At 71.9% G+C, this 20,397-nt stretch carries 18 protein-coding genes; 13 read left to right on the top strand and 5 right to left on the bottom strand.

Translation table 11 applies throughout. The features are described 5' to 3' along the window. Window positions 1-40 precede the first annotated feature (40 nt). The 3 genes from DPM19_RS18035 to DPM19_RS18025 all read left to right on the top strand — a co-directional run bounded on the left by DPM19_RS18035 (window position 41) and on the right by DPM19_RS18025 (window position 3,996). Window positions 41-1,633 carry an alkaline phosphatase D family protein gene (locus DPM19_RS18035; RefSeq protein WP_111869118.1) on the top strand — a complete coding sequence of 531 codons (1,593 nt, stop codon included), beginning with the start codon at window positions 41-43 and terminating at the stop codon, window positions 1,631-1,633. A 415-nt stretch (window positions 1,634-2,048) separates the two neighbouring features. Then, window positions 2,049-3,365 (top strand): NYN domain-containing protein, encoded by a 1,317-nt coding sequence (locus DPM19_RS18030; protein WP_111869117.1) that lies wholly within the window; start codon window positions 2,049-2,051, stop codon window positions 3,363-3,365. Window positions 3,366-3,423: 58 nt separating this feature from the next. Then, window positions 3,424-3,996 carry a tetratricopeptide repeat protein gene (locus tag DPM19_RS18025; RefSeq protein WP_233510335.1) on the top strand — a complete coding sequence of 191 codons (573 nt, stop codon included), beginning with the start codon at window positions 3,424-3,426 and terminating at the stop codon, window positions 3,994-3,996. Window positions 3,997-4,003: 7 nt separating this feature from the next. Here the strand turns inward: DPM19_RS18025 and DPM19_RS18020 are convergent, their stop codons facing one another. Further along, window positions 4,004-4,528 (bottom strand): hypothetical protein, encoded by a 525-nt coding sequence (locus DPM19_RS18020; protein WP_111869115.1) that lies wholly within the window; start codon window positions 4,526-4,528, stop codon window positions 4,004-4,006. 83 nt (window positions 4,529-4,611) lie between these two features. On the opposite strand from DPM19_RS18020, the gene pyrE reads away from it, so the two are divergent. After that, entirely contained in the window at window positions 4,612-5,145 is a 534-nt protein-coding gene (gene pyrE, locus DPM19_RS18015; RefSeq protein WP_111869114.1) for an orotate phosphoribosyltransferase, read from the top strand. A gap of 53 nt (window positions 5,146-5,198) precedes the next feature. On the opposite strand, the gene DPM19_RS18010 is transcribed toward pyrE, so the two are convergent. Together DPM19_RS18010 and DPM19_RS18005 are read right to left on the bottom strand one after the other, a co-directional pair. Continuing rightward, entirely contained in the window at window positions 5,199-5,597 is a 399-nt protein-coding gene (locus DPM19_RS18010) for a RodZ domain-containing protein (protein ID WP_233510334.1), read from the bottom strand. A gap of 78 nt (window positions 5,598-5,675) precedes the next feature. After that, a complete protein-coding gene (locus DPM19_RS18005; RefSeq protein ID WP_111869112.1) occupies window positions 5,676-6,398 on the bottom strand; it encodes a DedA family protein in 723 nt (240 codons plus the stop codon). Window positions 6,399-6,618: 220 nt separating this feature from the next. Here DPM19_RS18005 and fbaA point away from each other — a divergent pair, with 220 nt between their 5' ends. From fbaA to DPM19_RS17985, 4 genes are all read left to right on the top strand, one after another. Further along, window positions 6,619-7,641, top strand: coding sequence for a class II fructose-bisphosphate aldolase (fbaA, locus tag DPM19_RS18000; RefSeq protein WP_111869111.1), 1,023 nt, complete (start codon window positions 6,619-6,621; stop codon window positions 7,639-7,641). An 80-nt stretch (window positions 7,642-7,721) separates the two neighbouring features. Then, window positions 7,722-8,132 carry a DUF3151 domain-containing protein gene (locus tag DPM19_RS17995; RefSeq protein WP_111869110.1) on the top strand — a complete coding sequence of 137 codons (411 nt, stop codon included), beginning with the start codon at window positions 7,722-7,724 and terminating at the stop codon, window positions 8,130-8,132. Window positions 8,133-8,312: 180 nt separating this feature from the next. Beyond that, a complete protein-coding gene (locus DPM19_RS17990; protein WP_111869109.1) occupies window positions 8,313-9,596 on the top strand; it encodes an adenylosuccinate synthase in 1,284 nt (427 codons plus the stop codon). A 182-nt stretch (window positions 9,597-9,778) separates the two neighbouring features. Next, the gene (locus DPM19_RS17985) at window positions 9,779-10,708 is read left to right on the top strand and encodes a glycerophosphodiester phosphodiesterase family protein (protein WP_111869108.1); all 930 of its coding nucleotides are present in this window, start codon (window positions 9,779-9,781) and stop codon (window positions 10,706-10,708) included. Between the two features lie 97 nt (window positions 10,709-10,805). Here DPM19_RS17985 and DPM19_RS17980 read toward each other — a convergent pair whose 3' ends face one another. After that, window positions 10,806-12,464 (bottom strand): penicillin-binding transpeptidase domain-containing protein, encoded by a 1,659-nt coding sequence (locus tag DPM19_RS17980; protein WP_233510326.1) that lies wholly within the window; start codon window positions 12,462-12,464, stop codon window positions 10,806-10,808. A 139-nt stretch (window positions 12,465-12,603) separates the two neighbouring features. Then, the gene (locus DPM19_RS17975; RefSeq protein ID WP_111869107.1) at window positions 12,604-13,740 is read right to left on the bottom strand and encodes a magnesium and cobalt transport protein CorA; all 1,137 of its coding nucleotides are present in this window, start codon (window positions 13,738-13,740) and stop codon (window positions 12,604-12,606) included. 357 nt (window positions 13,741-14,097) lie between these two features. Between DPM19_RS17975 and purD the strand changes: the two genes are divergently transcribed. The 5 genes from purD to murA all read left to right on the top strand — a co-directional run bounded on the left by purD (window position 14,098) and on the right by murA (window position 19,935). Then, entirely contained in the window at window positions 14,098-15,357 is a 1,260-nt protein-coding gene (gene purD / locus DPM19_RS17970) for a phosphoribosylamine--glycine ligase (protein WP_111869106.1), read from the top strand. A 41-nt stretch (window positions 15,358-15,398) separates the two neighbouring features. Then, window positions 15,399-16,709, top strand: coding sequence for an adenylosuccinate lyase (gene purB, locus DPM19_RS17965; RefSeq protein WP_111869105.1), 1,311 nt, complete (start codon window positions 15,399-15,401; stop codon window positions 16,707-16,709). After that, window positions 16,706-17,488 (top strand): MOSC domain-containing protein, encoded by a 783-nt coding sequence (locus DPM19_RS17960; RefSeq protein ID WP_111869104.1) that lies wholly within the window; start codon window positions 16,706-16,708, stop codon window positions 17,486-17,488. The genes purB and DPM19_RS17960 overlap by 4 nt, the downstream gene beginning before the upstream one ends. After that, a complete protein-coding gene (locus DPM19_RS17955; RefSeq protein WP_111869103.1) occupies window positions 17,485-18,342 on the top strand; it encodes a phosphoribosylaminoimidazolesuccinocarboxamide synthase in 858 nt (285 codons plus the stop codon). Before DPM19_RS17960 ends, DPM19_RS17955 begins: the two co-directional genes overlap by 4 nt. A gap of 300 nt (window positions 18,343-18,642) precedes the next feature. After that, on the top strand, window positions 18,643-19,935 hold the full coding sequence (murA, locus tag DPM19_RS17950; RefSeq protein WP_111869102.1) for a UDP-N-acetylglucosamine 1-carboxyvinyltransferase: 1,293 nt from the start codon (window positions 18,643-18,645) through the stop codon (window positions 19,933-19,935). Window positions 19,936-20,397: the final 462 nt, after the last annotated feature.

Raw genomic sequence — 20,397 nt, 5'->3', positions numbered from 1 at the left:
CGGTGGACGCGAGCCGCGCCGGTCGGCTAGAGATTCCGGTATGACCGCCTTGCTAGTCGGCCCGCTGCTCCGCCACGTGGACCGATCCTCCGCCACCGTGTGGGTGGAGACCGACCGGCCGTGCGAGGTCCGGGTGCTCGACCGCACCGCCCGCACCTTCACCGTCCACGGCCACCACTACGCCCTCGTCGAGATCGACGGGCTGGAGCCCGGCTCCGCGACCGAATACGAGGTGGCCCTGGACGGCGAGACCGTCTGGCCCGAGCCGGAGAGCCCGTTCCCGCCGAGCGTCATCCGCACGCTCGGCGGGGACGGCCCGCTGAAGATCTCGTTCGGGTCCTGCCGCCGCTCGCCCGACCGGGCCGGCGCGCACGGGCACGACGCGCTGTCGGCGTACGCCCACCGGCTGAGCGCCGGCGCCGACCGGCCCAGCATGCTGCTGCTGGTCGGCGACCAGGTGTACGCCGACGAGCTCGGCCCGGAGATGCGGGCGATCATCCGGGAGCGCCGCGAGCCGGGCGACGAGCCGCAGGACGAGATCGCCGACTTCGAGGAGTACACGCACCTCTACCGGCTGGCCTGGGCCGAGGACCCGGCCGTGCGGTGGCTGCTCTCCACCGTGCCGAGCCTCATGGTCTTCGACGACCACGACGTCCGCGACGACTGGAACACCTCCCACGCCTGGCGGGAGCAGGTGGCCGCGCTGCCCTGGTGGCACCGGCGCATCGTCGGCGGGCTCGGCTCGTACTGGATCTACCAGCACCTCGGCAACCTCTCCTCCCGGGAGCGGGCCGAGGACTCGCTGTACCAGGCGGTGCAGAAGGCGTCGCCTGAGGACGCCTCGAAGATGCTCGACGACTTCGCCGAGCGCGCCGACAAGGAGCCCGCCACCACCCGGTGGAGCTACGCGCACGACTTCGGCGGCACCCGGCTGGTGGTGGTCGACAGCCGGTGCTCCCGGGTGCTCGAACCCGGGAGGCGGGCGATGTTCGACGAGCCCGAGCAGCGCTGGCTGGACGAGCGGTGCACCGGTGATGTCGATCACCTGCTGATCGCCAGTTCGCTGCCGTACCTGCTGCCGCGCGCCATCCACCACGGCGAGGCGTGGAACGAGGCGCTGGCGAACGGGGCGTGGGGCCGCCGCGCCGCCCGGTTCGGCGAGAAGCTGCGGCAGTTCGCCGACCTGGAGCACTGGGCGGCGTTCGACGGCTCGTTCCGCCGGCTGGCCGAGGACGTCCTCGCGGTGTCCCGCGGCGAGCGCGGCGCGGCCCCGGCGAGCATCGCGTTCCTGTCCGGCGACGTGCACTATTCCTACCTGGCGCGGGTGACCCGGGGGGCGGGCCGGACGCCGATCTCGCAGGTGGTCTGCTCGCCGCTGCGCAACCCGCTGATCGGCAAGTTCCGCTGGGCCAACATCATCGCCTGCGTGCGCGGCCCCGCCCCGCTGGCCCGGGCGGTGGCCGCCCTCGCCCGGGCGCCCCGGCCGCCGCTGAACTGGCGGGTGACCGACGGTCCCTGGTTCGACAACGCGATCGCCACCGTGGAGATCGAGGGCCGTACCGCCGCCGTCCGCTGGGAGCGCGTCACCGGCGCCACCGGCCTCGCCGAGATCGCCCGCGCCGAGCTCTCCTGAGGTTCCGTCGGTCAAGCCTGGGCAGATCCCCGGCCACGGTTCGCCTGATCCGGTCGTGGCGTGCCTGCTCGGCATGACTGCCTGGGAGAGTGGCCCGATGGCGCCCTGACCCACCGCCGAGCCGCCCGTAAAGATTTTGAAAGGAACATTACGGGCAGGCCAGAACTGCTGGTAGCGTCCGCGCTGGTGGAACCCGGGATGGATGCGGGCCGCGCGCCGCCGTGAAAGAGTTGGCGAATCGCCGTATTCGCTTACGACGTATCAGGACTTCACTACGCTATGGGTGCCCGTGTCCCTCGCCGGCCGCACCCGCCGAGAAAGAGAGGTGACGGCATGCCGACCATCCGCCCTCTCCACCTCTGGACGCGTAGCCGGATCACCGTGAAGATCTCGTGCTGAGGAAAGGCGGTGCCGCGTGGATCGCTGCGCGCTGTTCGTAGACGCCGGCTACCTGCTGGCAGACGGCGCCATGGCGGTGCACGGAACCCGCCATCGGGAGACCGTCTCCTGGGACTTCTCCGGCCTGCTGCAACTACTGGGCAACCTGGGCCGCGAACGCACCGGCCTCCCGTTGCTGCGGTGCTACTGGTACGAGGCCACCGTCGAGGGCAGGCGCGCGCCCGAGCACGAGGCGCTGGCCGACCTGCCCGGCCTGAAGCTACGGCTGGGCCGCATCCGGCCGGGCCGCCGCGAGGGAGTCGACAGCGAGATCCACCGCGACCTGATGACGCTGGCCCGCAACGGCGCGATCGCGGACGCGATCCTGGTCAGCGGCGACGAAGACCTCGCCCAGGTCATCACCGACGCCCAGGACCTGGGTGTCCGGGTGACCGTGGTGCACGTCGCGGCCGACGGCAACTGGACGATCTCGCGGGTGCTGCGCCAGGAGTGCGACGACCTGATCGAGATCGGCTCCGGGCACCTGCGGCCCTACGTGAACCTGCTGGCCGGTCGCGACTCCGGCGGCTCCCCGGGCCCGCTGTCCAACGGGCACGCCGGCGGCCCCGGCGGTTCGGTGGCGCCCCTGCAGACCACCCCGCACTCCAGCCCGCCGCCCGGCTCGCCGATCACCGGCTCGCCGCAGTTGCCCGCCCCGGCGAGCATCGGCGGGGGCCTCGGTTCCTCGTCGCTGGGCACGCAGTCGCTGGGTTCCCTGGGCACCCAGTCGAGTCCCTCGCCGCAGTTCGGCTCCAACCTCGGCTCCTCCTCGTCGCCGGGCGGCTTCGGCTCCGGGTTCGGTGGCGGTGGCGGCACGACCACCACGGGCGGGCATTCGCTGCCGGCCCTGCCGTCCTCCCTCCAGGTCCCGCCGCCCACCCCGCCACAGGTCCAGCCGTCGCCCGTCACCGGCCCGCAGTACCTCTCCCAACCACAGGCCCAGCCGCAGCCGCAGGCCCCGATGCCGCAGCCGCCGGCCGTGCCGCAGCAGCCCAGCCCGTACACCGGGCCCCAGCCGATCACCCCGGCCGTCACGCAGCCGGCCGCTCCCTCGTTGGCCGACGCGGTCAAGGCGGCCCACCAGGAGGGCCAGGACTTCGGCGAGTCCGTCGCCCGCGACGCGCCGGCGCTCTGGCTGGAGGCGGTGCTCGCCCGTAAGCCCCGGATGCCCTCCGATCTGGAGGCGCGGCTGTTGCAGGGATCTTCCCTGCCCATCGACTTCCTGCTGCACGACGAGGTGCGGCACGCGCTGCGCCGTGGCTTCTGGGACGCGCTGGAGAGATCCCGAAGGTAATTCGGGATCTCCGCGAATCACCCGCTTCAGTGGGCGGTCGCCGGGTAGCGTCTAATTCGTGACGCATGTGACGGAAGACGATCTCGACGATCTGGAGTTCGACACCCTTCGCACCGGCGATCACATCTCGGCGGCGCAACGGCTGGCCGACCTGGCCGAGTCCGTCTCCGGCGGGGTGTCCCGGGCGAACGTCCTGATAAGAGCAGGCGAGCAGTGGCAGCACGCCGGCGTCCACGACAAGGCCGCCGAGTTCTATCGCAGGGCGCTGGAGGACGGTGGCGACACCTACGGAGACCCGCGCGCCTACCTGGCCGACGCGCTCTTCGAGCTGGGCGACCACGACCAGGCCCGGACGCTGGTGGAGCAGATCCGCGCCGACGCGCCGCGCGACCCCGAGGTCTACCGGACGGTCGCCGAGGTGCTGTACGCCCAGGGCGACGCCGTCGGCACCCACGAGTGGGCCACGGCGGGCGCCGACGTGGTGCTCGCGCTGCGCGACCGCGGCGAGGTGGAGGCGATCGACAGCCTGGAAGCGCTGCTCCGGCTGCGCTACCGCGCCCGCAACGACCTCGGCCAGCCCGAGGACGAGTACGACTCCCTGCTCGACGATCTGCTGAAGAACACGACCTGACCCGAGGTCACAGGGCGCTGATGAGCTCCCGAAGCGGCCGGCAGATCCGTCCCGGGACGCTCACCGGAGCCTGCTGCCGGGTCACCGGCCAGCCGCGCAGCTCCGCCTGCCGCGCCTCCTGCTCGTACCGGTCGGCGGTGCGCAGGTACCCGCAGGGCGCCTCCGGCCAGTCGGCCGGCACCTGTGGCTCCTGCTCCACCCCCGGAACGTGGTCGTGCCCCCGCCGCGGCCGGGGCAGTTCCGCGTCGAAGAAGACGTAGGCGCCCACCTGCCGGTGCGCGGCCCGCTGCGCCGCCGCCACCGCGGGCAGCAGCGGCCCGGCCCCGCCCCGCCCGACGAGCACCAGGGGTGGGGTGGGCGCGGTGGCCGCGATCACCAGTGCGGCCCGCCCCACGTACCGGATCCCGCTGCCGTCCCGCACGTCGGGCGCCACCACGTCGAGCCCCTGGTCGCGCAGCAGCTCCGGCAACTCGCCCCAGGCCGCCGCCGTGGCGTAGGGGGCGTGCAGCAGCACCAGCGTTCCTGGCGTCATGCGAGCACCTCTCCTGGACATCCCGCCCGGTATGCCTGGATCGCCCGCATGGGGAGGGAACGGGGCCGCGTAGGGTTCCGTACGTGAGCGATCGAGAAGACCTGCTGAAAGAGATCAGGACCAAGGCCGTCGTGCACGGTGACTTCGTGCTGTCGTCGGGTGAGCGCGCCTCCTGGTACGTCGACCTGCGCCGGGTCACGCTGGACGGCCGGGCGGCGCCGCTGGTCGGGCGGGTCATGCTGGATCTGACCGAGGACCTCGGCTACGACGCCGTGGGCGGGCTGACCCTGGGCGCCGACCCGGTGGCCGCCGCCATGCTGCACGCCGCGGCGGCGCGCGGCCGGCACCTGGACGCGTTCGTGGTCCGCAAGGCCGGCAAGGCGCACGGGCTGCAACGCCGGGTGGAGGGCCCCGAGGTGGCCGGCCGCCGGGTGCTCGCCGTGGAGGACACCTCCACCACCGGCGGGTCGGTGCTCACCGCGGTGGAGGCGCTGCGCGCCGAGGGGGCTGAAGTGGTCGGGGTGGCGACCATCGTCGAGCGCGGGGCCGCCGACCGCATCGCCGCGGCGGGACTGGCGTACCGCTCCGCCTACACGACCGCCGATCTGGGCGTCTGACACACCGCCGGGCCCGGCCGGAACTCCGGCCGGGCAGCGGCGAGGCGGGTGCCTCACTGCTCGGGGACGAACCATCCGCCGCGCTGGTTCGCCGGTTTGGCGGCCTGCACCTTGCCGTAGATCGTGACCTGGAGCGCCGCCCCGTTGGCCGCGACCACGTCGAGCGGGGTCTGCGAGTACTGCCGTACGTCGCCGGGGGCCAGCACGCCGCTGTACAGGATCTCGCCCGAGTCGGCGACCTTGACCAGCACCGTCGTCGTGGCCAGAACCCTGATCCGCAGCGGCAGGTCGTTCCCCACGGGTTCACCGCCGGGCGACGGGGCGGGGGCCGGGGTCGCCGGCCTGCTCGGCGACGGACTGCTGACCGGTGTCGGGCTCTGGCTCACCTGCGCCGGGCCGGAGGTCAGCGCGCTGACAAGCGCCGTCCCGCCCACGAGGAGAAGCGTGAGCACCGCGGCTACGGCGAGTACCGCGATCAATATGCGCGCTAGACCTCGAGGGTCCGACCGATGACGTCCCACATGGGGAGGTTAGCGAGAACTATCACCGCTGAGCGACGGACGTGACTCGTCAGAGCCATTCTTATTCGTACCGTTGCCTGGCTCGCGCTTTCCCTGGCGGCGACCCTTGAGCACCTCGCGGAGGATCGGGATGACCGAGAGGACGATGATGACGGCCACACCAGGCAGGATGTAGCGGTCGATGTGCGGCACGCTCTCGCCGAGGAAGTGGCCCAGCAGGAACAGGCCGTCGGTCCACAAGATGCCGCCGATGACGTTCCACATGAAGAACTTCTTGGCGGGCATGCCGAGCATCCCGGCCAGCGGGTTGAGGAACGTCCGCACGATCGGGATGAACCTGGCGATGACCACGGCCCGGGCCGGGCCGAAGGTGTTGAAGTAGTGCTCGGCCTTCTCGACCCACTCCTGGCGGAAGATTCGTGAATCGGGGCGGTCGAACAGTCTTCGCCCGTATTTCGCGCCCAGCCAGTGCCCGAGCTGGGCGCCGCTGATCGCGGCGATCGGCCCGCCGATGAGCAGCGCCGGCAGCGACAGCTCCTGGAACTCCACCCCGTTGATCTCATTGACCGTGGTGAGGATCCCCGCGGTGAACAGCAGGGAGTCGCCGGGCAGGATCACTCCGAAGAGCAGCCCTGTCTCGGCAAAGATGATCAGTAGCACCCCGATCGTCGCGAAAGCTCCGAAAATCTGAAGCCAGGCGGTCGGGTCAATGGGGTTGAACGCGAGATCCACCCGTCGAGCGTACCGGGCTGCGATGGAGCTTTCCGCCTGTTACGCCTTGTTGGGCGATACCGGAACACAGCGGGGGGCGCGATGACCCGCCATGGATTTTCGAGATAACTTGTGGTGGGCGGCACATTGCGCCCGGCCACGCGTCCGCCGGCATCCGCCGGGGGCGACATCGTGCCGGAAGCCCGCACGGCACAGCGACGCGCACGAAAGGACATTAGAGATGCCCATCGCGACCCCAGAGGCCTATGCGGAGATGCTCGACCGTGCGAAGCGTGCAGGTTTCGCCTACCCAGCCATCAATGTGACGTCAAGCCAGACCCTCAACGCGGCGCTGCGCGGCTTCGCCGAGGCCGAGAGCGACGGCATCGTCCAGGTCTCCACCGGCGGCGCCGACTACCTGTCCGGTTCCACGGTGAAGGACATGGTCGTGGGCTCGGTGGCGCTCGCCGAGTACGCCCGGGTGGTGGCCGCCGAGTACCCGGTGAACATCGCGCTGCACACCGACCACTGCCCCAAGGACAAGCTGGACGGCTTCATGCGCCCGCTGGTCAAGATCTCCCAGGAGCGGGTGGCGCGCGGCGAGGAGCCGCTGTTCCAGTCCCACATGTGGGACGGCTCGGCGGTTCCGCTGGACGAGAACCTGGCCATCGCGGCCGAGCTCATCGAGGAGTGCGCCAAGGCCCGCGTGATCATGGAGATGGAGATCGGCGTGGTCGGCGGCGAGGAAGACGGCGTCGCCCACGAGATCAACGAGAAGCTGTACACCACGTCCGAGGACGCCCTGGCCACCGCCGAGGCCGTCGGGCTGGGTGAGAAGGGCCGCTACATCCTGGCGGCGACCTTCGGCAACGTGCACGGCGTCTACAAGCCGGGCGCGGTCAAGCTGCGGCCCGAGGTGCTCAAGGAGATCCAGGACGCGGTGGGCGCCAAGTACGGCAAGGAGCGCCCGTTCGACCTGGTCTTCCACGGCGGCTCCGGCTCCTCCCAGGAGGAGATCCGCGAGGCCATCTCGTACGGCGTCATCAAGATGAACGTCGACACCGACACCCAGTACGCCTTCACCCGCCCGATCGCCGAGCACATGTTCCGCAACTACGACGGCGTGCTCAAGGTCGACGGCGAGGTCGGCAACAAGAAGCAGTACGACCCGCGCTCCTACGGCAAGGCCGCCGAGACCGCGATGGCCGCCCGCGTCGTGACCGCGTGCGAGGACCTGATGTCGGCCGGCAAGCGCCTCGGCTGAGTTCGTCCGGCAGCCCCCTTCCCAGGCCGGGAAGGGGGCTTGTCCGTACCCGCCGGGGTGCGCCCGCCTACCATGACCCCATGACCCAGAACCTGCTCGGCGGCCCGCCTCCCACTGAACTGCCCGACAACGCCGAGGCCCGCGCGGCCCTGGACCGGGGAGTGCCGCCCGAGGAGGTCGCCGCCCGGCACCCGGAGTACCCGGCCGCCTGGGCCGCGCTCGCCGACCGCGCGTTCACCGCCGGCAACGTGATCGAGTCGTACGCCTACGCGCGCACCGGCTACCACCGGGGTCTGGACGCGCTGCGCCGGGCGGGCTGGAAGGGTCACGGCCCGGTGCCCTGGGAGCACGAGGCCAACCAGGGCTTCCTGCGCGCGCTGCACGCCCTGGGGCGCGCCGCCGCGGCGATCGGGGAGGACGCCGAGGCCGAGCGCTGCAGGACGTTCCTGCGTGACAGCAGCGCCACCGCGGCCGACGAGCTCGGCGCCTGACCGCTTTCTTACCGAAGAAGGCGTTTTATCTAAGACGAGCCATTTGTCTTCGGTTTCTACCGGCCCCAGGTCCGGGTACTATTCGACCGCAAGAGGCCCCTGTCGCGCTTGCGATCAGGGGTCTTTCGGCGTGTGCGGGACACCCCCGGCCACGCGAGCGAGTCAAAGGGAGACCGTCTGATGCCGGCCATCGTGCTTGTCGGGGCTCAGTGGGGAGACGAGGGCAAGGGAAAGGCCACCGACCTGCTCGGGGGCGATGTCGACTACGTGGTGCGCTACCAGGGCGGTAACAACGCCGGGCACACCGTGGTCATCGGCGACCAGAGCTACGCCCTGCACCTGCTGCCCTCGGGAGTGCTGTCACCCGACGTCGTGCCCGTGATCGGCAACGGGGTGGTGATCGACCCCAAGGTGCTGCTGGACGAGATCGACGGGCTGAAGGAGCGCGGCGTCTCCTGTGAACGCCTGCTGATCTCGGCCGACGCGCACCTGATCATGCCCCACCACCGGGCCCTCGACAAGGTCACCGAGCGGTACCTGGGCAAGGCGCGGATCGGCACCACCGGGCGCGGCATCGGCCCCGCCTACGCCGACAAGATCACCCGAATGGGCGTCCGGGTCCAGGACCTGTTCGACCGCAACATCCTGGCCCAGAAGCTGGAACTCGCGCTCCGCGACAAGAACCAGATCCTCACCAAGGTCTACAACCGGCGCCGCATCGAGGCCTCCCCGATCGTGCAGGAGTACGTCGAGTACGGCGAGCGGCTCAGGCCGTACGTCGCCGACACCACGCTGGTGCTCAACCGGGCGCTCGACGACGGCAAGGTGGTGCTGCTGGAGGGCGCCCAGGGCACCCTGCTCGACGTCGACCACGGCACCTACCCCTTCGTGACGTCCTCCAGCCCCACGGCGGGCGGGGCCTGCTCCGGCTCGGGCGTCGGCCCCACCAAGGTCACCCGGGTGCTCGGCATCCTGAAGGCGTACACCACCCGGGTCGGCTCGGGGCCGTTCCCGACCGAGCTGCTCGACGAGATGGGCGAGTACCTGCGCACCACCGGCGGCGAGTACGGCGTGACCACCGGGCGCGACCGCCGCTGCGGCTGGTTCGACGCGGTGATCGCGCGGTACGCCACCCGGGTCAACGGCGTCACCGACTACTTCCTGACCAAGCTGGACGTGCTGTCGGGCCTGGAGAAGGTGCCGGTCTGCGTGGCGTACGAGGTCGACGGCGTCCGGCACGACGAGATGCCCGCCTCGCAGACCGACTTCCACCACGCCAAGCCGGTGCTGGAGCACCTCGACGGCTGGAAGGAGGACATCTCCGGCGCCCGGACCTTCGACGACCTGCCCAAGAACGCGCAGGCGTACGTGCGGCGGCTGGAGGAGATGTCCGGGGCGCGGATCTCGGCGATCGGCGTCGGTCCGGGCCGCGACCAGACCCTCACCCTGCGCCCGCTCATCTGAGAAACCCGACACGGACGGTGATGGGGTGCCCCGAGTGTGCCTCTCGCCACATGGACCGGTCTATCGGGGTTCCCCGGTCGTGATCAGCGACGACCAGTGTCTACTGTGGCGTAGGTGACCGTTGTGATGGCCGTAACCGGCCGCTCGGGGGAGGTTTCATCACTCCCCGTAATGTCCCGCCCATGGTGAGCAGGATCGGCCGGGTCGAGGTGCACGGCCATCGAGGAGCGCGCGGCCTCCGTCCGGAGAACACCCTGCCCGGGTTCGCCCACGCGCTGGAGATCGGCGTCGACGCCCTCGAACTCGACGTCGGCATCACCGCGGACGGCGCCGTGGTGGTCCACCACGACCAGGAACTGTCGGCCGTGACGACCACCGACACCGGGCCCGCCCGGCCCGGCGACCCGGGCTACCCCTACGTGGGCCGGCCGATCCGCGACCTGACGCTGGACCAGATCCGCACGGTGGACGCGGGGGTGCGGCGCGCCGACGACGCCGACCCCTTCCTCCTCACCCAGCTTCCGCTACCGGGCACCGGGCTGCCGCTGCTGTCGGAGGTCTGCGCGCTGGTGGAGCGGCACGACACCGGCCGGGTCCGGCTGGCCGTGGAACTCAAGACCGACCCGGGCTGGAGCGGCGCCGAGATCGACCGTTTCGTGGCGGCGGTCGCCGAGGTGCTGGACCCGGCCGGCTGGTCCTGGCGGGCCCGGCTGCTCGCCTTCGACTGGCGGGTGCTGGTCGCGGCCCGCCGGTACGCCCCCGGGGTCGAGCGCGTCGCCCTGGTCGAGCGGAAGACCCTGGCCGAGGGTTCCGCCTGGCTGGCCGGCCACCGTCCCGCCGACTACCTGGCGGGAGCGGTCGAGCTCGGCGCCACGGTGCTCTCGCCGCACCACCCGCTGGTCACCGCGGAACTGGTCCGCGACGCGCGGTTGCGGGAGCTACCGGTCGCCGTCTGGACGGTCAACGACACCGCCGACATGGCCCGCTTCATCGACCACGGCGTGGACGCGATCGTCACCGACTACCCCGACCGGCTGCACCACGTGCTGGCCGCGCACGGCCTGCCCGTCCCGGCCGCCAGCCCCGCCCGCCGGCCCGCCACCGCCCCCTGAGCGGTACGGCGCACGGGAGGCGGCTTCCGGCAACGCCGATCATCCACCCAGGACGATCGGGCGGCGGCGGCCGTCCCGGCTCTTCCGGAGGCGAGCGTCACAGCGCGCGCAGGAAGCGGGCCGCGACGGGGGCCGCGGCCCCGGCCCCGGTGCCGCCGCCCTCCACCACCACGGCGAAGGCCAGGTCGCCCCGGTAGCCGATGAACCACGCGTGGGTCGGCGGGTCGTCGCCGGACCCGTACTCGGCGGTGCCGGTCTTGCCGGCCGTGCCGCTCGGGAAGTCGACGTCGGCGGCGGTGCCCTCGCTGACCACCGCCGGCATGAGGGTGCGCAGTGCCCGTGCGACGGCCGGCTCCAGCCGGTGCGGCGGTTCGGGTTTGCGGCCCTTGGCGTCCAGGGCCCGCGCCGCCAGAGCGGCATCGACCAGGCGGGGCGAGCGCCAGGTTCCGGACGCGGCCGCCGCCGCCACGCTCGCCATGTTCAGCGGGCTGGTCAGCACCTTCCCCTGGCCGAACGAGGCGGCCGCGAGGGCGGTGGCGTCCGCGGTCCGCGGGAACTCGGCGCGCGCCGCGGGCAGCCCGGCGACGATCGGGGCGTTGAAGCCGAACTGGGCGGCCACCTGGGTGAGCCTCCGCTCGCCCAGCCGGTCCACGGCGAGCCGGGCGAAGGTGGTGTTGCACGAGTGCGCGAACGCCTCCCGGAACGGGACGGAGCCGAAGTCCTCGAACTTGTAGTTCTTGAAGACGCGCCCCCCGATGTTGGCCCGGGCCGGGCAGGCGACGCGGGTCGTCGGGGCCATCCCGTCGGCGACCAGCGCCGCGGCGGTGATCACCTTGAAGGTCGAGCCGGGCGGGTACTGGCCCATGAACGCCCGGTTGTAGTCACCGGGCTTGTAGGCGACGGCGAGGACTTCGCCGGTGGAGGGGCGCAGGGCGACCAGCGAGGCGGGTTCCGCCAGCGTGGTGAGGGCCTGCCCGGCCGCCTGCTGCGTCTTCGGGTCGATGGTCGTCCGCAGCGGCTTCCCCGCGGCCCCGCCGAAGCGTTGCAGGGTCTTCACGACGGTCCCGTCGGGCGCGAACACCTGGACCGCGAGCGCCGGGGTGCCGGCCAGTTGCCGCTCGTACTGGCGTTCCAGGCCGTCGGTCCCCACCCGGTTGCCCACCTGGTAGGGCGCGCCGAACGCGCTCACGGCGTCGTCGTCCGCCGAACCGACCGTCCCGGCGAGTTGCCGGGCCGAGCCGGAGGGCGAGGTGCGCAGGTCGCTGCCGTCGGCGGCCTCGATCCCGGCGCGGTCGGGCCAGGCCCGGGCCACCCGCAGCCGCCGGCCCTCCTGCAGGTCGGGGTGCAGGGTCTGCGGTGACCAGGCCACCAGCCACTTCCCGTCCCGCTCGGTGAAGGCCAGCCTCCCCTGGTAGGACCAGGTCCGGTTGCCGGCCAGCGTGAGGTCGGCGCCGTAGGATCCGCCGGCCCGGCCGTCCTCGGCGTCGCCGACCGAGATGACCCGGTAGCGCTGCCCGACGGCGCCGAGGTCGTCGCGCAGCCGCCGCAGCCGCGACTCCAGGTCGGCGGGCGGGTCGGCGGTCAGGGTGCGCATCGCGGCGAAGTCGCCGCGCTGCCATGCGGCCACGTACCGCTGCGCGGTGTCCTCGGGCCCCTCGCCGCGGTTCAGGAACCACACGGCGCCCGCCCCCACGAGCGCGATGGCGACCATGCCGGCCCCCAGGACCGCCACGGCTTCCTTCACGGATCGGCGCATCAGTCAGCTCCCCTGGGTCAGGACCGGGCCGGGTTCCTGACAGGAGACCAGCCGGAGCGCCGAAAGTCCAAGTTCGTCGCCAGTATCGGCCACGCCGGTGCCGGTGCCACGGCTGTCAAGCCCCGCGGGGGGCGGCGGGTCAGAGCCAGCCGCTGCGGCGGAACCCGCGGTGCAGGAAGAGGCAGGAGAAGACGATGGCCATGAAGACGAGCGGGAAGCCGAGCTCCGACCGCAGCCCCGGCATGCCCTCGAAGTTCATGCCGTAGATGCCCGCGATGGCGGTCGGCAGCATCAGGATCGCGCCCCAGGCGGAGATCTTGCGCATGTCCTGGTTGTCGGCGACGGTGACCGCGGTCAGGTGCGCCTGGAGGATCGGGTTGAGCAGTTCCTCACAGGAGTCGACCTGCTCGCGTACCCGGGTCAGGTGATCTTCCACATCGCGCAGGTACTCCCGGATCTCCCCGGGCACGAACCGGCGGTTGGCCAGCGTGTGCAGCGGCCCGGCCAGCGGCCCGACGGCCCGCTTGAGGTGGATGACCTCGCGCTTGAGCCGGTAGATGCGCCCCGCCTCGTTGCTGCGCCCCGGCGAGAAGACGGCCTCCTCGACCTCGTCGATGTCCTCCTGGACCGCGCCGGCCACCGACACGTAGCCGTCGACCACCCGGTCGGCGACCGCGTGCAGCACGGCCGCGGGGCCGAGCATCAACCGCTCGGGGTCGGCCTCCAGCGCCGCGCGCACCGACCCCAGCTCGCCGTGCGCGCCGTGCCGCACGGTCACCACGAAGTCGGACCCACAGAAGATCATTACTTCGCCGGTCTCGACGACCTCGGCGCCGTCCGGGCCACGCTCGACGTAGCCGACGGTCTTCATCACCAGGAACTGGACGCCGTCGTACCGTTCGAGCTTGGGCCGCTGGTGGGCGTGCACGGCGTCCTCGACCGCCAACGGGTGCAGGCCGAACACTTCGGCCAACCGCTCCAGTTCGGCCGCGTCGGGCTCGTGCAGGCCGACCCAGACGAAGCCGGCGCTCTGCTCGTCGCCGGCCTCCGGGCGGGGGCCGGTGCGGGCGCCGTTGGTGGTGAGCTCGCCGTCGCGGACCAGCCGCACGGCGTCGGAGACGCTGCCGGTGCAGATGCGGTGTCCGTCGATGTAGACAGCCCAGTCGATCACCGCCGAGCGGGGCGGGCCCGGGTCGGGAACCGGCCGTACGGGGCGGCCCAGCGGCTTCAGCAATGCCATCGCCCCGCGACCGGGGCGCACACGTGTCATGGCCATCGTGGACTCCTTAACCGCCGGCCATGCCGCGGCCTCCGGATCAACGGGCCGAAGCGACCCGGATCAGCGGGAGGAGCGCGCGGGCGAGGTGGCCGGACGCCGAGTTGGGGCGGACGGAAGAGCTGTCCGCTCGGGACTATGCGGGATCTCGGCGGTACTGCAAGGATCACCAGAACTCATCTCCGACCACCTCCTTCACTCGCAGGACGTCAGGCATCGGCTCTCGCCAGGCTATCAGCCGTACTTGAAGACGCTCCGGGCATCGAGGAGGTTTACCTCACCCCCGGAACCCCCCGGACGCGGCCGCCTCGCGCGACCAACCGCGACTTTCCGCCTGGCACGCTAGGCTCCCGTCACGTGCGAGTTCTCCTCCTCGGATCAGGTGGCCGCGAGCACGCGCTCGCCCGCGCCCTGCACCGCGACCCGGCCGTCACCATGCTCCACTGCGCCCCGGGCAACCCGGGCACCGCGGAGATCGCCGACAACCACGTCCTCGACCCCACCGACCCGGTGGCCACCGCCGAGCTGGCGCAGCGGCTCAGCCCCGAGCTGGTGGTGATCGGTCCCGAGGCGCCGCTGGTCGCCGGGGTCGCCGACGAGCTGCGCCGGCGGGGCGTGCCCGTCTTCGGCCCCGACCGTGAGGCCGCCCGCATCGAGGGCTCCAAGGCGTTCGCCAAGGAGGTCATGGCCGCCGCCGGGGTGCCCACCGCCGCCGCCCGCGTCTGCGAGTCCGGCGCCGAGGTCGAGGCGGCCCTGGACGAGTTCGGCCCGCCCTACGTGGTCAAGGACGACGGGCTGGCCGGCGGCAAGGGCGTCGTCGTCACCTCCGACCGCGCCGCCGCGGTCGAGCACGCCCGCGGCTGCGACCGGGTGGTCGTCGAGGAGTACCTCGACGGGCCCGAGGTGTCGCTGTTCGCGCTGAGCGACGGCGCGCACGCCGTCCCGCTGCTGCCCGCCCAGGACTTCAAGCGCGCCTACGACGGCGACGCGGGCCCCAACACCGGCGGCATGGGCGCCTACACCACCTCGGCCGGGCTGCCCTGGGCCCCGCCCGGCCTGGTCGACGAGGTGATGGAGACGGTCGTCCGGCCCACCATCGCGGAGCTGCGGGCACGGCAGACCCCCTATGTGGGGGTGCTGTACGCGGGGCTGGCGCTGACCTCCCGGGGCGTCCGGGTGGTCGAGTTCAACGCCCGGTTCGGCGACCCCGAGACCCAGGTGGTGCTCGACCGGCTGGCCACCCCGCTGGCCGGCCTGCTCCAGGCGTGTGCGGTCGGCAACCTCGACCCGGCGACCGAGCTGGAGTGGCACCCGGGCGCGGCGGTGACCGTGGTCGTCGCGGCCGAGGGCTACCCGGAGGGCCCGGTCAAGGGCGACGTGGTCGCCGGGCTGCCCGAGGCCGCCGCGGTGCCGGGGGCGTACGTTCTGCAGGCCGGTACGGCGCTGGACCTCGACGAGGGCCTGCTGGTGAGCGCCGGCGGCCGGGTGGTCAACGTGGTCGGCACCGGCGCCGACCTCACCGCGGCCCGCGCCGCCGCGTACGCGGCGGTCGAGCAGGTCCGGCTGCGCGGCTCGCACCACCGCACCGACATCGCGCTGCGCGCCGCCGCGGGCTGAGGGTCGCCGAAGCACCGGTCGCGACCTGGGAGAATCAGGCTGTGATCGAGCGCTATACCCTCCCGGAGATGGGACGCGTCTGGAGCGACGCGCACAAGTACGAGCTCTGGTGCCAGGTGGAGACCCTGGTGGTCGAGGCGCACGCCGCGGCGGGCACCATCCCGGCCGAGGTGGTCGAGCCGGTCCGCAAGGCGCCGCCGCCCACTCCGGAGCGGGTGGACGAGATCGAGGCGGTCACCCAGCACGACGTGATCGCGTTCCTGTCCGCCTGGGCCGACAACACCGAGCCCCGCGAGGCGGCGGCGTACGTCCACTTCGGGATGACCTCCTCGGACCTGCTCGACACCGCGCTGGCCGTCCAGCTCGTCGAGGCCACCGACATCCTGCTGGACAAGGCCGACACGCTGGTCGGCACGCTGCGCGACCACGCCCTGGAGCACCGCGGCACGCTGCGGGTCGGCCGCACGCACGGCATCCACGGCGAGCCGGACGTGTGGGGGCACCGGGTGGCCGACTTCGCGTTCGCGATGGCCCGCTCCCGTGACCGGCTGCGCCGGGCGCGCGAGGCCGTCGGCGTGATGGCGATCTCCGGGGCGGTCGGCACCTACTCCAACATCGACCCCGCGGTGGAGCGGCACGTCGCCGACCGGCTGGGGCTGCGGGCCGCCGACGTCTCCACCCAGGTGGTGATCCGTGATGGCATCAGCGAGTGGGTTTCGGCGCTGGCGATCGTCGCCACGGTGTGCGAGGCGATCGCGCTGGAGGTGCGGCACGGCCAGCGCACCGAGGTCCGCGAGCTGTCGGAGGCGTTCGGCAAGGGCCAGAAGGGCTCCTCGGCCATGCCGCACAAGAAGAACCCGATCCTGTCGGAGCGCATCTGCGGCATGGCCCGCATCGTCCGGGGGCAGATCGTCCCGGTGATGGAGGGCATCCCGCTCTGGCACGAGCGCGACATCTCGCACTCCTCGGTGGAGCGGATCGCGCTGCCCGACGCGGCCGTCGCCACCGACTACCTGCTGCACCTGACGAACCGGCTGATGTCCGGGCTGGTCGTCGATGCCGCGCGGATGCGCGCCAACCTCGACTCCACCGGCGGGCTGATCTACACCTCGACCGTGCTGCTGGAGCTGGTCGAGGCGGGCATGTCCCGCGACGACCAGGCGTACCCGCTGGTCCAGCGGGCCGCGATGGACACCTGGCGGACCGGCGTCCCGTTCCGCGAGACGCTGCGGTCGCACGCCGCCGAGGCCGGGCAGCGGCTGGACGAGGACCGGCTGGACGAGGTGTGCCGGCCCGAACGGTTCGTCGAGCGGCTGGGCCCGGTGTTCGACCGGCTGTCCGCCCTGCGATGAACGGCGTGCTGCGCGAGCTGACCGCCTTCCCGCTGAAGGGGGGACGGGGCGTCGCGCACGACCGGGCCGACCTGCTGGCGACCGGTCTGCGGCACGACCGGGAGTTCATGCTCGTCACCCCGGAGGGCCGGTTCCTCTCGCAGCGCGACCTGCCGGGGATGGCGCTGCTGCACCCGGCCTACGACGGGGCGGAGCTGACCGTCGGCGCCCCGGACGTCGAGCCGCTGGCGCACACGGCGACCGACGGCGGCCCGGTGCTGGACGTCTACGTGCACCGCTCGACCTGCCGGGGGGTGGACCAGGGCGACGCCGCGGCCGGCTGGTTCGAAGCCGTGCTGGGCGTCGGGTGCCGGCTGGTCCGGTTCACCGGGCACCGGCCGACCCGCCGGGGCGGCGGCGAGGTGGCGTTCGCCGACGGCTACCCGCTGCTGGTGATCTCGGCCGAGTCGCTGGCCGACCTCAACGCGCGGCTGGACGCGCCCCTGCCGATGAACCGGTTCCGGCCCAACCTGGTGGTGGCGGGGCTGGGCGCGTACGGCGAGGACGGGGTGCGGCTGCTGCGGATCGGCGCGGCGGTGATCGAGATGGTCAGGTCGTGCACCCGGTGCGTCGTCACCACCACCGACCAGGACACCGGCGTGCGCGGCCGCGAACCGCTGCGCACCCTGGCGACGTACCGCTCCTTCGACCGGGGCATCAGGTTCGGCCAGAACGCGGTGGTCCGCATTCCCGGCCCGCTCCGGGCCGGGGATCCCGTCGAAGTCCTGGAGTACCAGTGAAACACCTGCACAGCGGCAAGGTCCGGGACCTGTACGAGCTGCCCGGCGGCGACCTGCTCATGGTCGCCCGCGACACGATCTCGGCGTACGACCACGTGCTCGACACCCCGATCCCGGACAAGGGGCGGGTCCTCACCCAGCTGTCGCTGTGGTGGTTCGAGCGGCTCGCGGACGTGCTGCCCAACCATGTGGTCTCCACCGAGCCGCCGCCGGGGGCGCCCGCGGAGTGGGCCGGCCGGGCCGTGGTCGTGCGGCGGCTGGAGATGGTCCCGGTGGAGTGCGTGGCGCGCGGCTACCTGACCGGCTCCGGGCTGGCCGAGTACCGCCGCGCCGGGTCGGTGTGCGGGGTCGGGCTGCCCCCGGGGCTGGTGGACGGGTCCGAGCTGCCCGAACCGATCTTCACTCCCACCACCAAGGCGGCGGTGGGCGCGCACGACGAGCCGATGACCTTCGCCGAGGTCGAGGCGGCGGTGGGGGCCGATCTCGCCGCCCGGCTCCGCGACATCACGCTGGAGGTCTACCGCCGGGGCGCGGCGCTGGCCCAGGAGCGCGGCATCATCGTCGCCGACACCAAGATCGAGCTGGGCCGGGCGCCGGACGGTGAGCTGATCCTCGCCGACGAGGTGCTGACCCCCGACTCCTCCCGGTTCTGGCCGGTGGACGGGTGGCGGCCGGGGCAAAGCCAGCCGTCCTTCGACAAGCAGTTCGTGCGTGACTGGCTGGTCTCGCCGGAGTCCGGTTGGGACCGGAACTCGGGCGAGGCGCCGCCGCCGCTGCCCGCGGAGATCGTCGGGCAGACCCGGGCGAAGTACGTCGAGGCGTACGAGCGGATCACCGGCCGGCGCTTCACCTGATACGCGGCGCGCGTCAGGGGGCCGTCCGCGGGAAGTATCTAGTTCGAGGTTCTCTGACAACAGAAACGTCCAAGGATGCGACGCGTCTCACACGATCGCCGTGCGGAAACGGCGAACCTTTACGGGGCGATTCAGCTCTAACCAGTCGAGACGCAGGCGCAAGGGGGACGAACCGGTCACCTCACCGACCTCCCGGTGTGATACTGGGTGACCGGGCGCGCCTCACTCGTGACCCGCCGCGGAGAACGGGCGGGTATCAGGCAGACCGATATTCACCCGCATCCAAAGGAGCAAGGCGGCATGAGCATGGGCGACGAGGTTCGTTACCGCGTGCGTGGGGGCAACCGACTGCAGGGCACCGTCTTCGTCCAGGGCGCCAAAAACGCCGTCCTGCCGATGATCGGAGCCTCGCTGATGGCCTCGAAGGGCCGTACGGTGCTGCGGAACGTCCCGATCATCGAAGATGTGCGACGGGCGGTCGAGCTGGCCCGGGCGATCGGCGCCAAGGCCGAACTGCACGAGGCCGAGCGCACCCTGGTGATCGATGCGTCGACGCTGAGCAGCCCCGTGCTGCCGGCCGACATCGCCTCCCGGTTCCGCGGCTCGTTCCTGTTCGTCCCGGCCCTGCTGCACCGGCTCGGCGAGGCGGTCATCGAGGGCGTCGGCGGGTGCAACCTGGGCAGTCGCAACCTCGACTTCCACTACAACGGTTTCAAGCGCATGGGCGCGACCGTCACCGAGCACGTGGCCGACAACGGCGACGGCCTGATCCACATCAAGGCGGGCGACCTGCGCGGCGCCACGCTCTACTGCGACACCCCGTCGCACACCGGCACCGAGAACCTGATCATGGCGGCGGCGCTCGCCCAGGGCACCACGCTGATCAAGAACTGCGCGCTCGAGCCCGAGGTGCTGGACAACATCGAGATCCTGCAGCGGATGGGCGCGCAGATCAAGGGCGGCGGCACCGGCTTCATCACCGTCGAGGGTGTCGACGAGCTGCACGCCGTCGAGCACACGGTCATGCCCGACCGGATCGACGCGGGCGTGTTCGTGATGGCCGCCGCGATCACCGGTGGCGAGATGGGCCTGGTCGGCGCCTCGCTGGAGCACCTGGGGGTGGCGGCCGACAAGCTGGAGCAGATGGGCGTGGAGTTCCACCAGGAGGGCGCCGTGCTCCAGGTCCGGCGCGACCGCCCGCTGCGGCCGATCAACGTCATCACCGATGAGTACCCGGGCTTCGCCACCGACCTGCAGTCGCCGATCATGGCGCTCTCCTGCCTGGCGGACGGGCCCAGCTACATCTACGAGCGCATCTTCGACGGCCGGTTCAAGCTGGCCGAGGAGCTGACCAAAATGGGCGCCTCGATCGAGGTCGACGGCAACCGGGCCAAGGTGAACGGCTCGACCCCGCTGCGCGGCGCCGAAGTGGTCGCCCACGACCTGCGCACCGGCAGCGCGCTAGTGCTGGCCGGGCTGGCCGCCAGCGACGAGACCGTGATCACCTCGGCGTACTACCTGGACCGGGGGCACGCTCACATCGCCGAGCGGCTGTCGATGATGGGAGCCGACATCACCCGCGAAGCCGCCTGACCGAAATCGGACAGGAATCGGCTGACAACCTTCCGCTATCGCTGCGCGTCCCGCCGGGACGGTTCCTACGACGCAAACCGCGTTCCAGGGCCGTCCCGGTAGCGTTTTCGGACAAAACAACTAGGCTTCGGACGACCGAAGATGCATAATCATGGCTGACCGTATGGTGACAAGTTACTGACCCCCGGGTCTCGTAGGTTACTTTTTCGCCGCACTCTTGATTCGATTTCGCCTCTGGGCGTCACATCTCGTCGCCCTGACGCGATCCGCCTAACGAGGAAGAAAAAAATCGCACGGGAACTGCGGTGCTAGGTCAAAAGGCAGGGGCGGCTAGCTGTACTGCTCATGGACGTTGGTGACGGCGACACGGGCCGGATGTTGTTGAAATAGGGAGGACCTCCCAGGTGTGGTGTGGAGCTACCACACAGCCACTCCGCACCCGTAGGAGGTCCTCGTGCCCCA

The sequence above is a fragment of the Actinomadura craniellae genome, from assembly GCF_003289645.1.
GTDB lineage: Bacteria > Actinomycetota > Actinomycetes > Streptosporangiales > Streptosporangiaceae > Actinomadura_D > Actinomadura_D craniellae.
This window is presented reverse-complemented; position numbering and strand designations above follow the sequence as displayed.

What these genes read in the sequence shown, in the direction of transcription:
- DPM19_RS18035 (WP_111869118.1), top strand. Translation starts at nt 41, where the DNA reads ATGACCGCCTTGCTAGTCGGCCCGCTGCTCCGCCACGTGGACCGATCC.
- DPM19_RS18020 (WP_111869115.1), bottom strand. Translation starts at nt 4,528, where the DNA reads ATGACGCCAGGAACGCTGGTGCTGCTGCACGCCCCCTACGCCACGGCG.
- fbaA (WP_111869111.1), top strand. Translation starts at nt 6,619, where the DNA reads ATGCCCATCGCGACCCCAGAGGCCTATGCGGAGATGCTCGACCGTGCG.
- DPM19_RS17995 (WP_111869110.1), top strand. Translation starts at nt 7,722, where the DNA reads ATGACCCAGAACCTGCTCGGCGGCCCGCCTCCCACTGAACTGCCCGAC.
- DPM19_RS17990 (WP_111869109.1), top strand. Translation starts at nt 8,313, where the DNA reads ATGCCGGCCATCGTGCTTGTCGGGGCTCAGTGGGGAGACGAGGGCAAG.
- DPM19_RS17985 (WP_111869108.1), top strand. Translation starts at nt 9,779, where the DNA reads ATGGTGAGCAGGATCGGCCGGGTCGAGGTGCACGGCCATCGAGGAGCG.
- DPM19_RS17980 (WP_233510326.1), bottom strand. Translation starts at nt 12,464, where the DNA reads ATGCGCCGATCCGTGAAGGAAGCCGTGGCGGTCCTGGGGGCCGGCATG.
- DPM19_RS17975 (WP_111869107.1), bottom strand. Translation starts at nt 13,740, where the DNA reads ATGGCCATGACACGTGTGCGCCCCGGTCGCGGGGCGATGGCATTGCTG.
- DPM19_RS17960 (WP_111869104.1), top strand. Translation starts at nt 16,706, where the DNA reads ATGAACGGCGTGCTGCGCGAGCTGACCGCCTTCCCGCTGAAGGGGGGA.
- murA (WP_111869102.1), top strand. Translation starts at nt 18,643, where the DNA reads ATGAGCATGGGCGACGAGGTTCGTTACCGCGTGCGTGGGGGCAACCGA.